The 15,187-nt window shown below is 66.0% G+C and carries 14 protein-coding genes; 7 read left to right on the forward strand and 7 right to left on the reverse strand.

Annotation, left to right across the window (positions count from 1 at the left end):
* Positions 1–14: 14 nt before the first annotated feature.
* The 3 genes from AB4Z46_RS18730 to AB4Z46_RS18740 all read right to left on the reverse strand — a co-directional run bounded on the left by AB4Z46_RS18730 (position 15) and on the right by AB4Z46_RS18740 (position 3,446).
* Positions 15–698, reverse strand: coding sequence for a glutathione S-transferase family protein (locus tag AB4Z46_RS18730; RefSeq protein WP_442285031.1), 684 nt, complete (start codon positions 696–698; stop codon positions 15–17).
* An 85-nt stretch (positions 699–783) separates the two neighbouring features.
* Positions 784–1,416, reverse strand: a complete 633-nt coding sequence (locus tag AB4Z46_RS18735; protein WP_442285032.1) for a mechanosensitive ion channel domain-containing protein — start codon at positions 1,414–1,416, stop codon at positions 784–786.
* Between the two features lie 8 nt (positions 1,417–1,424).
* Complete coding sequence (locus AB4Z46_RS18740) at positions 1,425–3,446, reverse strand: transglycosylase SLT domain-containing protein (protein ID WP_442285033.1); 2,022 nt, start codon at positions 3,444–3,446, stop codon at positions 1,425–1,427.
* Between the two features lie 9 nt (positions 3,447–3,455).
* Here AB4Z46_RS18740 and AB4Z46_RS18745 point away from each other — a divergent pair, with 9 nt between their 5' ends.
* On the forward strand, positions 3,456–4,073 hold the full coding sequence (locus AB4Z46_RS18745; protein ID WP_442285034.1) for a 5-formyltetrahydrofolate cyclo-ligase: 618 nt from the start codon (positions 3,456–3,458) through the stop codon (positions 4,071–4,073).
* A 9-nt stretch (positions 4,074–4,082) separates the two neighbouring features.
* Here the strand turns inward: AB4Z46_RS18745 and AB4Z46_RS18750 are convergent, their stop codons facing one another.
* Complete coding sequence (locus AB4Z46_RS18750; RefSeq protein WP_442285035.1) at positions 4,083–5,066, reverse strand: LysR substrate-binding domain-containing protein; 984 nt, start codon at positions 5,064–5,066, stop codon at positions 4,083–4,085.
* A 145-nt stretch (positions 5,067–5,211) separates the two neighbouring features.
* Between AB4Z46_RS18750 and AB4Z46_RS18755 the strand changes: the two genes are divergently transcribed.
* From AB4Z46_RS18755 to AB4Z46_RS18770, 4 genes are all read left to right on the forward strand, one after another.
* Positions 5,212–5,529, forward strand: coding sequence for a DUF2917 domain-containing protein (locus AB4Z46_RS18755; RefSeq protein WP_442285036.1), 318 nt, complete (start codon positions 5,212–5,214; stop codon positions 5,527–5,529).
* Between the two features lie 416 nt (positions 5,530–5,945).
* Positions 5,946–7,100 (forward strand): hypothetical protein, encoded by a 1,155-nt coding sequence (locus AB4Z46_RS18760; protein ID WP_442285037.1) that lies wholly within the window; start codon positions 5,946–5,948, stop codon positions 7,098–7,100.
* The gene (locus AB4Z46_RS18765; RefSeq protein ID WP_442285038.1) at positions 7,097–7,915 is read left to right on the forward strand and encodes a glycosyltransferase family 2 protein; all 819 of its coding nucleotides are present in this window, start codon (positions 7,097–7,099) and stop codon (positions 7,913–7,915) included. Before AB4Z46_RS18760 ends, AB4Z46_RS18765 begins: the two co-directional genes overlap by 4 nt.
* A gap of 41 nt (positions 7,916–7,956) precedes the next feature.
* Positions 7,957–8,505 carry an acyltransferase gene (locus AB4Z46_RS18770; protein ID WP_442285039.1) on the forward strand — a complete coding sequence of 183 codons (549 nt, stop codon included), beginning with the start codon at positions 7,957–7,959 and terminating at the stop codon, positions 8,503–8,505.
* Positions 8,506–8,529: 24 nt separating this feature from the next.
* Here AB4Z46_RS18770 and AB4Z46_RS18775 read toward each other — a convergent pair whose 3' ends face one another.
* On the reverse strand, positions 8,530–9,414 hold the full coding sequence (locus AB4Z46_RS18775; protein WP_442285040.1) for a DUF6279 family lipoprotein: 885 nt from the start codon (positions 9,412–9,414) through the stop codon (positions 8,530–8,532).
* Here AB4Z46_RS18775 and glmU point away from each other — a divergent pair.
* Positions 9,413–10,849 (forward strand): bifunctional UDP-N-acetylglucosamine diphosphorylase/glucosamine-1-phosphate N-acetyltransferase GlmU, encoded by a 1,437-nt coding sequence (gene glmU / locus AB4Z46_RS18780; RefSeq protein WP_442285041.1) that lies wholly within the window; start codon positions 9,413–9,415, stop codon positions 10,847–10,849. The two genes, AB4Z46_RS18775 and glmU, sit on opposite strands and share 2 nt — an antisense overlap.
* Positions 10,850–10,867: 18 nt before the next feature.
* Here the strand turns inward: glmU and AB4Z46_RS18785 are convergent, their stop codons facing one another.
* A complete protein-coding gene (locus AB4Z46_RS18785) occupies positions 10,868–11,347 on the reverse strand; it encodes an Lrp/AsnC family transcriptional regulator (protein WP_442285042.1) in 480 nt (159 codons plus the stop codon).
* Positions 11,348–11,480: 133 nt separating this feature from the next.
* Between AB4Z46_RS18785 and glmS the strand changes: the two genes are divergently transcribed.
* Positions 11,481–13,361 (forward strand): glutamine--fructose-6-phosphate transaminase (isomerizing), encoded by a 1,881-nt coding sequence (gene glmS, locus AB4Z46_RS18790; RefSeq protein WP_442285043.1) that lies wholly within the window; start codon positions 11,481–11,483, stop codon positions 13,359–13,361.
* Positions 13,362–13,927: 566 nt separating this feature from the next.
* Here the strand turns inward: glmS and AB4Z46_RS18795 are convergent.
* A complete protein-coding gene (locus AB4Z46_RS18795) occupies positions 13,928–15,088 on the reverse strand; it encodes an IS30 family transposase (protein WP_442285044.1) in 1,161 nt (386 codons plus the stop codon).
* Positions 15,089–15,187 lie beyond the last annotated feature (99 nt).

The raw sequence follows: 15,187 nt of genomic DNA on the forward strand, positions 1-15,187 counted from the left end.
GCCGGCGCCGGTGCTCAGCGATGCTGGCGGTATGGCTCGTCGAAAGGCACGAAGGTTTTCTCCGCCAGCGCGTCGTCGATCCATGCCTTCACGCCGGGCAGCGCCTGCACGCGCTCGATGTAGGCGCGGATGGCCGCGGGCACCGGGAGCGCGTAGGTATTGATGCGCGTGCCGACCGGTGCGAAGTAGGCATCGGCGATCGTGAACTCGCCGAACAGCATCGGCCCGCCATGTTGCGCGAGCAGGTCGCCCCACATCTGCACGATGCGCTCGAGGTCGCTCTTGACCTCCGGCTCGTCGCGCAGCAGCCGGGCGCCGACCTCGGGCAGCGAGGCCTCGATGTTCATGACGCAATGTCCGCGCAGGCCGCCGAAGCCCGAATGCATCTCGGCGCAGATGCTGCGGGCGCGGGCGCGGTCGGCCACCCCCTGCGGCCACAGCTTCTTCTCGGGAAAGGTCTCGGCCAGGTATTCGGCGATCGCCAGGGTATCCCACACCACGAGATCGCCGTCCGTCAGCACCGGCACCTTGGCGACCGGGTTGAGCGCGCCGATGGCGTTCTTGAACTGCGAGCCCGTATCGAAGGAATCGAAGCGCACCATGACTTCCTCGAAGGGGATGCCGGCCTGCTTCATCAGCACCCAGGGCCGCATCGACCAGGACGAGTAGTTCTTGTTGCCGATGTAGAGCTGGGTCATGGCAGTCCTTCGAAATGATGCAAAGCCTTGGATGCTAGCGGCGCTGCGCGATGCGATTGATGCCATCGCCGCGCGGTATTGATGCTCAGCCGGGCCGGGTGTCCGGGGCGCGTGGCGCAGCCAGGTCCACCGTCCGCGGCAGCACGGGGGCGCTGCCATGCCAGCGGCGCACGGCGCGCTGGAAGAACATGCTGTTGGGGATCTTCAGCGTGGTGCCCTCCTGCGCGCTGCCGCTTTCCTCGAGCGTGGTGAAGACCAGGTTGATGTCCAGCACGCGGCCCTTGAGGCCCGGCTTCTCGCCGTTTTCCAGCACCTCGATCGTGTCGCCGGGCCAGAACATGCGGGTGGTGAAGATCAACAGCGCGCAGAAGATGTTCGACAACACGCTCCAGGCGGCGAAGAAGGCCACCGCGCCGACGGCGGCAAAGCTCGTGAAGGCGGTCCACAGCACGGTGCCCGAGACGCCCAGCCGCTCCAGGCCCCACAACAGGGCGCCGCCATAGATCAGGAAGGCGGCCGTGCGGCGCGTGACCAGGGCCACGTTGCCGGGCAGGGCATAGCCTGTCGTCACGCGCAGGATCAGCCGGCGCGCGAAGCGGTACAGCAGCCAGGCGGCCAGCGCGATCAGCGCCACCTGCGCCATCGGGATGAGGATTTCCAGCCACTCGATGGCCCAGCCGGGTAGCTGGGTGCGCAGGCTCTGCAGGGTTCGGTTCACTCCCGTCCTCAGGGCAGGTCTTTGTTCGGCTCGGGTTCGCTGGCGTTGCGCGGACCGACGGTGCCCAGCCGCGCCTTGAGCGACTGCGGCTGGCCGCTGATCAGGGCCGCGTAGTTGGTGGTGTTCGCGAGCACCTTCTTGACGTAGTCGCGGGTCTCGGTGAAGGGGACGTTCTCGGCCCAGATGGCCGCCTCCATCAGCGGCCCGTTGCGCCAGTTGCGCGGCCGGCCCGGCCCGGCGTTGTAGGCTGCCGCGGCCAGCGCCATCGAGCCGTCGAAATCGTCGAGCGCGAGCTTGAGATAGTTGGTGCCGATGGTGATGTTGGTCTCGCGGTCGTTGATCTGGCCCGCCGTGAAGTCGCCCATGCCGATCTTCTTCGCGGTCCAGCGCGCGGTGGCGGGCATCACCTGCATCAGGCCCGAGGCGCCGACGCCGGAGCGCGCGTCCATGATGAAGCGGCTTTCCTGCCGGATCAGCCCGTAGACGTAGGCCGGGTCGAGCCCGATCTCGCGGCTCTTGCGCAACACCGTGTCGTGGAACGGCATCGGGAAGCGCTGATCGATGTCGATCACGCCCTTGGTGCGCTCGCTGGTGTTGATGCAGCGGTCCCAGACCTCGCGCTGGCAGGCCAGGTCGGCGGCGGCCAGCAGTTCGCGGTCGCCCATCCCGCCCTTGTCGTGCAGGTTGGTGGCGTAGTTCCACTCGCGCGTGCCTTCGGGGCGCAGCCCGATCCCGATCGCGTAGAGCGCTCGGCTGAGCGAGGCGTTGCCGCGCGCCGCGTTCTTCTCCTCGGCCGTGAGCGGCTCCGGCCTGGTCGGCACGGCGGCGCGCTGGCCCAGTTCCTCGAGCGCCAGCAGTTCGTAGAAGCCGCGGGTCCCGGCGATGGTCTCGAACAGGGTGCGGGCCTGGGCGCGGCGCTCCTCGCCGCCGGCGGCGAGCAGGGCACGGGCCTTCCAGTAGACCCAGGTCGGGTCCTGCTGCTGGACCTCGCTCATGGCATTGATCGCGGCCTGCACATCCTTCCAGTTGCCGCTGCGCAGCGCCGCGCGCGCCTTCCAGGCGAGCATGTCGTCGCTCAGGTCGCCCAGCCGGGTGACATTGGCGAAGTAGCTGTTGGCCAGCGGCGAGAGCTTGGTCGCGAACTGGCGCCCGATCGCGCCCCAGAGCCAGTTGCGCTCCTCGGTCGACAGCGTGGTGTCCCATTTGCCCTCGAGCTGGGCGGCGGCCACGGCCGGGTCGGCGACCGTCATCTTGATCAGGGCCAGCACCACCAGCTCGCGGCGCGACTTGGCGACCGCGGTGGCGCGACCGGCCAGGAACCTGGCCGGGCTGGCGTTCATTTCGTCGAACAGCCCGACGGCATCCGGCGCGACCAGGATCACCGCGGCGCGGGCCGCCTGCGGACGGTTGGCCTCGATCGCCAGCCGGGCCTTTTTCCAGGCGTCGTTGGGCGACATCAGGCGGGCGCCGATCATCCGGTCGGCCGCGGTCAGGCAGCCGTCGTCGAGATCGCGCTGGGCGAACCAGTTGCGCCGCACCTCGTCGGCCTGGGCCTGGGTGACGCTGCCCGAGCGCAGCGTCTCGACCAGGATCGCGTAGCAGCGCACCTGGGCGTCGTCGTTCATCCGGAAGGCCGGGTGCAGCGCGCTGAAGCTGTCCCAGTCGCGGCGCTGGCCGGCCAGCAGCAGCCAGTCGTTGCGCATCCGGTCTTCCTGGTAGGTGCCGGGATAGCGGGCCAGGAAGTCCTGCACTTCCTGTGCGCTCGCTTCTCCGAGCCGCGACTTGAGTTCCCAGTAGGCGGCCCAGGGTTCGAGCGCATGGCCGCGCGCCTGCGGCAGCAGGGCGGCCAGGCGGGCCTTGTCGCCGCGCTGCGCGGCCTGTTTCATCTGCAGCAGGACGTCGTCGTTGCCGCTTTGGGCGCGGGCCGGCTGCAGCATCGACGCGGCGGCCAGGAGCAGCGACAAGGCCAGGGTGGAAAAAGAGGCGGCGGCCGGGCGCCGTGTGGATGCCAAAATGCTTGCGAACTGCATCGGGGGATTATGGACAAGTCAAAGGGTGCCGACACCTCGGCAACTGCCACATTTCTCAAGGGCCAACTGCGAGCGGCGCTGATCGAACAGCGCCTCGCCATGCCCGACCGCCTCGCGCGCGCTGACCTGCTGCAGCGCGTGATGCGGATCTGGCTGGTGGGGCGGCCGGACGCCGTGATCGGCGCCTACTGGCCGATCAAGGGCGAATTCGACCCGCTGCCGGCCCTGCACCGCTGGAAAGAGGACGGCGAACTGCTCGACGAGCCGCAGCGCCGGCGCATCGGCCTGCCGGTGGTCGACCGGGTCCACAAGACGCTGACCTTCCACGCCTGGTATCCGGGCTGCCCGATGGAGAACGATGCCTTCGACATCCCGAAACCCAAGGACACCGAACTGATCGTCCCGACGCTGCTGTTCGTGCCCTGCCTGGGCTACAGCGCCGGCGGCTACCGGCTGGGCTACGGCGGCGGGTTCTACGACCGCACGCTGGCGGCGCTGGAGCCGCGGCCGTTCACGGTCGGGCTGGGCTTCGCGAATGGCTTCATCGACGATTTCGAGCCGGAGGCGCATGACCTCCCGCTGGACGCCATCCTGAACGACAACGGCGTCGTCTGGCCAATCGGCTGAGCTCGCCGTTCAATCCAGCTGGTCGATGGTGTCGGGGTCCGGCACTTCGCCGATCGTCTCGCGCGTCGTCGCGGCCTGGCCTTGCAGCCATTCGCAGAAGGCCTGGATCTCGGGCCGCGGCGCGCTGCGCGGGCCGGTGATGAGCCAGTAGGCCATCGGGGAATCCATCCGGTGCTGCGGCAGCACCTCCACCAGGTCGCCGTTGGCCAGGCTTTCGGCGATCAGCGAGCTGCGCGCCAGCACCACGCCCTGCCCGGTCAGCGCGGCCTGCACCATCTGGTAGGCGTAGTTGAAGTAGAGCCAGCGCCGCGGCTGCGCGCGCGGCATATCGTTGACCTCGAACCAGCGGCGCCAGGTCAGCCACTCGAGGTGCGTGCGGTGGGCGTCGCCGGCCTCGATCAGCGTGAAGCGCGTGATGTCCGCCGGCACCTTGATCGCCGGGTTGCTCTTGATCAGCCAGGGGCTCGCCACCGGCGTGATGGTCTCGCCGAAGAGGCGCAGCGCCCCGGCCGGCATGTTCTCGCGCGGACCGTAGCGCAAGGCGATGTCGACGTCGGCGATGTCCATGTCGAGCGCCACGTCGCTGGCATCGATGCGGATGTCGATTTCCGGGTTGTCGCGCTGGAAGGCCTCGAGCCGCGGGATCAGCCACATCGAGGCGAAGGAGGCGAAGGTGGTGAGCGAGACGCTCTTGCGCCCCGCGTTCTGCCGGATCTGGCGCACCGCGCCGTCGATCCGCGGCAGCGACTGCTGGACCGCCAGCAGCAACTGGGCGCCGGCGCCCGTGAGTTCGACCGCCCGCGTGTGGCGCAGGAACAGGCCGACGCCGACCTCTTCCTCGAGCGACTGGATCTGCCGGCTCACGGCCGACTGGGTCAGCGCCATTTCCTCGGCGGCGGCGCGAAAGTTCAGGTGCCGGGCGACGGCCTCGAAGGCGCGCAGATGACCGGCCGAGATCGGCCTTGAACGCAGGTGGGTCTGGGAGTGCAGCATGGCGAGGGACTTCGGCCAGAAGTTGGATTGATGCGAAACCGGAATCAGTAGGCTACCGCGTTTTCATTGGACCGCCAACGAGGGAGCGCCGATCATTCATTCCCGAAGCGCGCCATTGCGTGCTGCAAATCCTCAGGAGTCCATCATGTCCGCTGTCTGCACCTCTACGTCGCTTCCGTCCGTTGCGCTGGCCCGTCCGGCGGCCGTGCCGCCGGCCGTGCGCCGCGGTGCATGGCAGCTCGATGCCGGTCATGCGATGAGCCTCAGGGCCGCCAGTGCGAGCGTGCTGCGCATCCGCCAGGGGCGGGTCTGGGTCACCCGCGACGCCACCGCGCACTCAGCCAGCGAAGACCTCGTGCTGGCCCCGGGCGAGTCCCTGGCGATCGCGGCCGGGGAACGCATCGTGATGGAGCCGTGGGACAGCCACGGCGCGACCTACAGCTGGGACGCCGCGGTGGCCTGAGCTGTGGAAGGCCAGGCCCCCCGGGTCCTGGCCTGAAATGTCGAAGCGCTGGCAGCGTGGGTGCGCCGCCTCGGCGCCCAGTCGTCGCGCAACGGCGCCCGGGTGGTCGAAGCCGGTGGCCATCTCCGGTGAATGCGGCCTCGGGCCGCGACTCAAATACTGCCGTTGTGAGCACGAACGCACGCTGCGCAGGGTGAAGTCGGCGTCCGCGTTTCCGATATCGCGTATCTTCGGACCTCCGCGCGATTTCCGCCCCCACCGTCCCACCCATGAATTTGCTATCCCGGCTGCGCCAGATCGTCATGGTGAGCGGCGTCGAGTTTCTGGGCGTCGCGGTCGGTGGCATCGCAGGGTTGCTGATCGTCAACGTGCTGCCGAAGGACCAGTACGCGGTCTACACCTTCCTGATCACCTGCATGCAGCTGATCCTGGGGCTGACCGACCTGGGGCTGAGCAAATGCTCGCTGCCGATCGTCGGCCAGCGAAACAAGGAGGTGCCCTGGGTGGTGGGCGTCTGCCGTCAGATCTTCAGCCGCCGCACGCTGATCCTGGGCGCCAGCTTCGTCTTCGTGGTGCCCTATGCCGTCTATACCTTCCTGCAGCACGGATGGAGCGAATGGGCCTACGTGCTGGCCGGCGCGCTGGTCGTCGCCTCGATCCTGGTCACGCTGTGGGGCCACTATGCCGGCGCGGTGCTGCTGATTCTCGGGTACGTGAACGCGCTCACTCGCATCGGAGCCTGCGTGACCGTCGCGCGCTTCGCGCTCGTGTCGGCGGTCCTGCTGCTGCCCATGACGCCCTATTCGATCGCGATCCTGATGGTGGCGACCGTGAGTTCCGAAATTCTTGCCCTGATGCTCTTGCGCAGGGAGTTCAAAGCCAAGAACATCGAGGAATCGCGCCTGAGTCCGCAGGACGAGAAGCGCGTCGACAGCCAGATCCTGAAGATCGTGATCCCCCTGATTCCGTCGGCGGTGTTTTTTCAGGTTCAGGGCGTCGTCACCATCTTCCTCGCCTCCCTGTTCGGCACGGCGAACATGGTGGCCGACATCGGCGCTTTCGGCAGGCTTGCACTGGCGCTGGTGCTGCTCGATCGGGTGGCGGGTATTCTTCTGTTTCCGGCCATTGCAAGAGCGCCTGCAGGAGCGCGCCTCGTGACGATGATCTCCAGGGCCCATGCCATCTATCTGGTGGCGATGATCTGCCTGCTCCTGAGTGCGGTCTTCTTCCCGCAATACTGGATCCTGCTGCTGGGGAAAAAATACGAGAATATGGTGCCGTATGTCTGGATGCTGTTCTTGTCTTCCATCCTGTTGAACGGCGCCGGGTTCGCCTTCTCCACCCTTGCGGTGCGGGGATTCACCGAGAAGCAGGCATTCAGCGTGCTGGTCGTCATCGCCCTGCAATGCCTGTATTTGTGGAAATTCGGCGCCAATGATCTTTCTGCGATTCTCTGGTTCAACATCGTGACCAGTGCCGCCCATTTCTTCTATCAATACGGGTTGCTGATTTTAAAGTGGCCCGATTTCAAAAGAGCGCCGCAACCCGCTGTCGAGGGCCTTACGCCATGAAAAAGCCAAGAATAAGCATCATCATTCCGTCCTACAACCAGGGCAAATACATCGAGGAAACCCTGCGCTCCATCCTGGATCAGCGCATCGATGGCCTGCAGTTGATCGTGATGGACGGCGGCAGCACCGATCAGACGCTCGACGTACTGAAGAAGTACGCGTCGAAAATCGACGTGCTGGTGTCGGAGCGCGACGGCGGCCAGACCGACGCCATCAACAAGGGATTGCTGCAGGCCCGGGCGGATATCGTCGGCTGGCTCAACAGCGACGACGTCTACCTCCGAGGCGCACTGGCGAAAGTGTTGCGCGTTTTCGACGAGCACCCGGAGATCGGCGTGGTGCATGGCGACCGCCTCATGCTCGACGCCGATTCGCACGTGGTCGGCTGGGTTTGCGGGCGCGAGTTCAATCCGGCCGAGTACGGGTACAACGTGGCGAGCGAAACGGCGTTCTGGCGAACCGATGTGTTGCGCGAACCCCTGGACGCCTCGTTGCGCTTCACCATGGACCTGGACTGGTTCAGCCGGCTTCATCTGGCGGGCGCGAAATTCCATCTCATTCCCGATTTCATCGGCGGGTTCCGTTGCCATGCAGAATCCAAATCCTCGACCATGCAGGATGTGTGCGGCGTCGAATCGGAGCGCTGCTGGACCAAGTACTTTTCCAATGACAAATGGAAAATACAGGCCCCCAACAATCGGCGGCGATTCTACGGAAGGCTGCTGACCCGGCCGTTCATGCTCACGGTGCCATATCTTTATCAGCGCTTCATTGTTCGCCCGCGCTCGGCCCGGCGCAATTCAGCGCACGCTTGAATGTCGGCTGATTCCAGAAAATCCGCTGCGCGCGCCAAATCATGATCGGCAAGAAAGCAAGATACTTCGGCGTCGAGCTTCTGATTTACCTGACGAATCACTGGGTCAACCGGTTTCCTTCGCACTACGTTCGGCTGGCGTGGTATCGGAGGGCCATGGGATTCGATATCCATCCCGACAGCAGTCTGCTCATGGGAAGCACCTTCGACACCCGAAGGGGAATAAGCATCGGCCGGAACTCGATCGTCAACGAGAAATGCCGGCTCGACAACCGGGGGGAGCTGACGATCGGCAACAACGTCTCCATCAGTTCCGAGGTCATGATCCTGACGGCCACGCACGATGCCCAGTCGCCCGAGTTTTCCACCGTGACTTCGCCCGTGGTCATCGACGACTACGCGTGGATCGGCGCTCGCGCGGTCATCTTGCCGGGGGTCCATATCCACCGCGGCGCGGTGGTGGCGGCGGGTTCGGTGGTGACCGGTGACGTGCCCGAGAACGCCATCGTGGGGGGCGTTCCGGCGCGCCCGATCGGCACCCGCCACGCCGAGATGGTCTACAACCCCTCCTACCGCAGGCTTTTCCATTGACTCGCGTGCCGTGAGCCGGCTTCGTCACGAAGCCTCGGCCAACTGGCGCAGATCGTCCTCATAGGCACGCAGCCGCCGCACGGCCTTTTGGCGCTGCGCGTCGCTGGTTCGATTGTGAAGCGCCGCGACGGTCCGGCAGGACTCCTGCTGCGCCGCCCGTTGCCGATCGCGCAGCGGGCCGGGCGGGGGCTCGGCGATCCGCGCCACATAGGCCTTGATCGCCGACCGGGCCTGGGCCGGGGATGTCTTCTCGACACTGAAGCGGCGCAGCAGTGTCAGGACCTCCTGCTGCCGCTCCCTGCGTTCGGCGTCGAATGCGCGCGGGTCGAAGGCCGAGCGCTCGAATTGCTGCCGCAGCAGCTCGCGCTGCCCGGTGTCGAGCCGGCCGTAGAAGTCCTCGCTGCGATCGAGGAACTGGTCGTAGCGCTTTTCGCGCTGCTGGGCGGGGGGGCGATCGAGCCAGTCCTGCTTGTATTTGTCGTTGGTCTTTTCGTACTTGCGGGCGAGCTGCTCCAGCTGCGACTCGCTGAGGCTGAGCGCCAGCGCGGTGCCGGCCGGCTCCGCCCGCTCGGCCAGCGCCAGCAGGCGCAGCCGCAGGGCATCGAACAGCGCGCAGGCCTGGGCCGGGGTCAGGTCGGCGGGTGCCAGTGCCTGTGCCTGCTGCAGCAGGTCGGCGATCTTCGGCAGTTCGTCGCGCCGATGCCAGGCCAGCAGTTGCCGCAGCTCCTCGCGCACGCGCGGCGTTTGCGCGTCGTCGAAGTCGACGTAGCCGTCGAGCCACCAGTAGCCCACTTCAGGCAGGTTGTTGTAGGCCAGCTTGACCGCGCTGCAGGCGGCGAGCGCTGCGCCCAGGGCGAGCACGCCGATAATTCGCGCCAGCTTGGCGCAACAATTTCGGGAAAGTGGCATGAATCAGATTCCGCAGGACAACCAGGGGCCGGTCGACGTCGTCATCATGGCGGCCGGCAAAGGCACGCGCATGAAGAGCAGCCTGCCCAAAGTGTTGCATCGTTTGGGCGGGCGCGCGCTCGTGACCCATGTGATCGACACCGCGACACGCATCGGCGGGCGCCACATCGTGGTCGTGACCGGCCACGGCGCCACCGATGTCGAGGCGGCGCTCGAAGGCGCAGCGGCCGGCGCGACGCCGCAGTTCGCGCGCCAGGTGCCGCAGCTCGGCACCGGCCACGCCATGCAGCAGGCGGCGCCGCTGCTGCCTGACGATGGCACGGTGGTGGTGCTGTCCGGCGACGTGCCGCTGATCGGTGACGACACCTTGCGCGCGCTGGCGGCCCAGAGTGCGGGCCGGCGGCTCGCGCTGCTCACCATCCGGGTCGACGACCCGAAGGGCTACGGCCGCATCGTGCGCGTGCAGGGGTCGCCGGATGCCGAGGGCGAAGTGCAGTCCGTGGTCGAGGAGAAGGACGCGACCGAGGCGCAGCGCGCCATCCAGGAGATCTACAGCGGCGTGATGGCGGTGCCGGCGCGGCTGCTCAAGGCCTGGCTGGCGCGGCTCGACAACAAGAACGCGCAGGGCGAGTACTACCTGACCGACATCGTGGGCTTCGCCACCGTGGACGGCGTGCCGGTGGTCGCGCACCGCACCGACGACGCGCTGCAGGTGGCGGGCGTCAACAGCCCGGCGCAGCTGGCCGCGCTCGAGCGCGCCTATCAACTGCGCCAGGCCGATGCGCTGATGGCGCAGGGCGTGCGCCTGGCCGACCCGGCGCGCTTCGACCTGCGCGGCACCCTGGTCTGCGAATCGGATGTGGAGATCGACGTCAATTGCGTCTTCGAGGGGGCGGTGTCGCTGGGCGCCGACGTGCGCATCGGTGCCCACTGCGTGATCGCCAATGCGCGCATCGAGACCGGCTCGGTGATTCATCCGTTCACCCACATCGACGGCGAAAAAGCCGGCGTGACCGTGGGTCAGGGCGCACGGGTGGGTCCGTTTGCGCGGCTGCGCCCCGGCGCACGGCTGGGCGCCGAGGTGCACATCGGCAACTTCGTGGAAGTCAAGAACTCGACCCTCGGCGCCGGTGCCAAGGCGAACCACCTCGCCTACCTGGGCGATGCCACCGTCGGCCAGCGCGTCAACTACGGCGCCGGCAGCATCACGGCCAACTACGACGGCGCCAACAAGCACCGCACGATCATCGGCGACGACGTGCACGTGGGCAGCAACTGCGTGCTGGTGGCGCCGCTCACGATCGGCGCCGGCGGCACCATCGGCGGCGGCTCGACCGTGACCAAGAGCACCGAGCCGGGCGCGCTGACGATCTCGCGCGCGAGGCAGACGAGCTTCGCGGACTGGAAGCGGCCGCAGAAGGCGCCGAAGGCTTGAGGCTCGGCGGCGTGTGCGTCAGGCCGCGCCGGGCAGCGGCACGCGCGGCGCGAACTTGGCCCGCTTGACGCTGAAGAAGGCCTTGACGTTGCGCACGTTGGCATCGCTCGTGAAGAGGCGCTGCGCCAGCGCCTGGTAGCCGGGCATGTCGCGCACGGTCACGATGAGCACGAAGTCCGGCCCGGGCGAGACGCGGTAGCACTGCTGCACCGCGTCGTCCGGTGCCACGCGCTGCTCGAAGGCGTCGAGCGAGCCTGCGTCCTGCCGGTCCAGCGAGACCTCGATCACCGCGGTCAGCAGCGGGCCGATCCGCGCAGGGTCGAGGATCGCGACTTCGCTGTCGATCCATCCGCCCGCGCGCAGGCGACGCACGCGCCTGAGGCAGGTCGGCGGCGAGATGCTGAAGCGCTCGGCCAGTGCCTGGTTGCTTTGCGACGCATCGCGCTGCAGGGCATCGAGCAATCGAAGGTCCGTGTCGTCAAGATCTTCTGATTTCATATTTTCAATTTTAATGAAATAAAATTTCCATAAATGAAGTGAATGAAATGAATCAACAATGTAGTTGAGATTTTGACGACATATTTCATTCCGAGGGGCCTACCATCGTGGACCCAATCGCAGGAGCAATTCAATGTGTGGCATCGTCGGCGCCGTTTCCGGTCGCAATATCGTTCCCGTTCTCGTGCAGGGGCTGCAGCGCCTCGAATACCGCGGCTATGACTCCTGCGGTGTGGCGGTCCATGCCGGTGGCTTGCAGCGCGCGCGCACCACCTCGCGCGTGGCCGATCTGCTCGCACAGGTGCGCGACGACCGGATCGAGGGCAGTACCGGCATCGCCCACACGCGCTGGGCCACGCACGGCGCGCCGGCGGTGCACAACGCCCATCCGCATTTCAGCCACGGCCCGGGCGCCGACGCCGAAGCGGCCCGCCCCGGTCGCGTGGCGCTGGTGCACAACGGCATCATCGAGAACCACGAGGCGCTGCGCGCGGCGCTGCAGGCCAAGGGCTATGTGTTCGCGAGCCAGACCGACACCGAGGTCATCGCCCACCTGATCGACAGCCACTACGACGGCGACCTGTTCGAGGCCGTGAAGACCAGCGTGAAGCAGCTCCAGGGCGCCTATGCCATCGCGGCGATCTGCCGCGACGAGCCGCAGCGGGTGGTCGGTGCGCGCGCCGGTTCGCCGCTGATTCTCGGCGTGGGCCAGGAGGCGGGCGAGAACTTCCTCGCCAGCGATGCGATGGCGCTGGCCGGCGTGACCGACCAGATCGTCTATCTCGAGGAGGGCGACGTCGTCGACATCCAGCTTGGCAAGTACTGGATCGTCGACCGCGACCACAAGCCCGCGGCCCGCACGGTTCGCACCGTGCAGGCCCACAGCGGCGCCGCCGAACTCGGTCCCTACCGCCACTACATGCAGAAGGAGATCTTCGAGCAGCCGCGCGCGATCGCCGACACGCTTGAAGGCGTGGAAGGCATCGTGCCCGAGCTGTTCGACGGTGGCGGCGTGGATGGCGCGCCCGGCGCGGCCGCCTGGCGCGTGTTCAAGGAGATCGACCGCGTGCTGATCCTGGCTTGCGGCACCAGCTACTACAGCGGCTGCACCGCCAAGTACTGGCTCGAGGGCATCGCGAAGATCCCGACCCAGGTCGAGATCGCGAGCGAGTACCGCTACCGCGACTCGGTGCCCGATCCGAGGACCCTGGTCGTGACCATCAGCCAGTCGGGCGAGACCGCCGACACGCTGGCGGCGCTGCGACACGCGCGTTCGCTGGGCATGGAGCACACCCTCACCATCTGCAACGTCGCCACCAGCGCCATGGTGCGCGAGTGCAAGCTGGCCTACATCACGCGCGCCGGCGTCGAGATCGGCGTGGCCTCGACCAAGGCCTTCACGACGCAGCTCGCCGGGCTGTTCCTGCTCACGCTGGCACTGGCGCAGGCCAAGGAGCGCCTGAGTGCAGCGGATGAGGCACGCTACCTGAAGGAGATGCGGCACCTGCCGGTGGCGCTGCAGTCGGTGCTGGCGCTGGAGCCGCAGATCATCAGCTGGGCGGAGGACTTCGCGCGCAAGGAGAACGCGCTCTTCCTCGGCCGCGGCCTGCACTATCCGATCGCGCTCGAAGGCGCGCTCAAGCTCAAGGAAGTGACCTACATCCATGCCGAGGCCTACGCGGCCGGGGAACTCAAGCACGGCCCGCTGGCGCTCGTGACCAGCGAGATGCCGGTCGTGACCGTGGCGCCCAACGACGCGCTGCTCGAGAAGCTCAAGAGCAACCTGCAGGAAGTGCGGGCGCGCGGCGGGGTGTTGTATGTGCTGGCCGACGGCGACACGCTGATCGAGAGCAGCGAAGGCATTCACGTGATCCGCATGCCGGGGCACTATGGCGCGCTGTCGCCGCTGCTGCACGTGGTGCCGCTGCAACTGCTCGCCTATCACACGGCGTGCGCGCGCGGGACCGATGTGGACAAGCCTCGGAATCTGGCGAAGAGTGTGACGGTGGAGTAGAAAAATTTCCCCATTCGCGCGCAAACTTTGATTTGCTTTAATTGTGGACAAAACTACCTAGGCAGACGCCCGGTTTTTGCACAACGAGGCGATTGTGGACAAAAGTTGCATCGTTTTTGCAGTTCGCTAGCAAGCTAGATCACATGCTGACCGGGCGGTTGGTCGAGGTTGTGCTGACGATCCTGCCGGACGACGGGAGCGGACCGCACGGAGCGGCGCCCGGCGCTAGACGGCCTCGCAAGTGGTCTTTGGTTTACTAAGGTTGTGGGATTTTTCCCTGGGGAAAGCTTCCCATTTCCTGAAAAAGCGTGTTGTGGGATTTTTCGACTAAAAAATCAAAGGTCCGGCATGCCTTCGGTTCCTCCGCTGCAGCGCCATGTGACCTTGCACGCCTCGTGCTCAAAGGTTGCCTCCATAAGGTGATCTTCAGCAGAGCCAAAGGACTTCCTCCGGCGTTGCTGCTGTGCGAGCTATCTGTGCGGCAGTCAACGAACTCGGTGGCGGCTCGAGACTTGCAGCAGAAGTTCGATACCTGCGAGCTAGACGTCTGCCCCAAAGCTGCGGATTCAATCGGTCGACGCAACGATTTGGCTGAACATCTCAGCCGGTGTGCGGAAGTCGAGGGTCTTCCTTGGTCGCTCGTTCAATTGTCTTGCAACGGCATTCAGCTTGGCCTGTGAATGGATCGAGAGATCGATCCCTTTAGGGAAATACTGCCTGAGCAAGCCATTCGTRTTCTCGTTGGTTCCACGCTGCCAAGGATTSTGMGGATCGCARAAGWAGACYTGRAYGTCGGTCGCCARGGTGAASYGCTTGTGRSCCGCCATCTCYTTGCCTCGRTCCCAGGTSAGCGAYTTGTASAGCTCCTGCGGCAGCTTGCGAGCRTTCTTGATCAGCGCRTTGACGACGGTCTCGGTGTCCGTGCCCCCAAGTTTCACCAGCATCACGTAGCGTGTTTGACGCTCGACCAGGGTGGCAATCTGACTGCTCGTGCCTCCGAACAGCAGGTCGCCCTCCCAATGACCAGGCACTGCCCGATCATCCACCGTGGCCGGGCGCTCGCTGATCGATACGGTGTCAAGGATTCGTCCGTGGCTATCGGTCTTCTGCGTGTGATGGCGCGAGCGGCGCATGACCCGCGTGCGTCGCAGATGCTGCAGCAGTTCCTTCTTCAAGGCCCCACGGGCTTGGATAAAGAGGCTGCGATAGATGGTCTCGTGTGACACCTGGAAGTCCTCGTCGCCAGGATAAATATGCTTGAGCCACCCCGCGATCTGCTCGGGCGCCCACAGCGATTGGAGCTTGGCAGCCACGATGCGCGCCAAGGCTCTGTTCCTTGCCAGTTTGCATCTCTTGGGACGGTGCCCGCGGTCCCACGCCGCCTGGTCGGCCTGAGCAGCCCGATAGCCCTCTCGACCACCGTTGCGCTTAGTCTCCCGGCTAACAGTCGATGGCGCTCGCCCGAGGATGCTGGCGATCGCTCGAATCGAGAAGCCGGCCGCCACAGCACGTGAGATCTCCTCGCGCTCGGCCAAGGTCAGTGCCAAGCAAGACCGGCACCGCTCAGGCGGCGGTATTCCGCCTGTTCGGGACAGAATCCCTTCGACCGACGAATGCGATCGATCGAACAACTGGGCTATCTGTTGAAGGCTATCGCCTGCTTTCCAGCGCTCCCACATCAAGGCCTTCTGGCTTTCCGTGTAGTAGGTCCGCGTTCGATACTTCATCTGCAACACTCCTTCTGCCTACGCAGTTTCTAGTGTGTTGCATCGACAGATTGAATCCGCAAGCTGAAAGCAGTCATCCGCGACTCGATCGACTCAGAC

The sequence above is a fragment of the Variovorax sp. M-6 genome (assembly GCF_052114385.1).
Lineage (GTDB): Bacteria > Pseudomonadota > Gammaproteobacteria > Burkholderiales > Burkholderiaceae_C > Variovorax.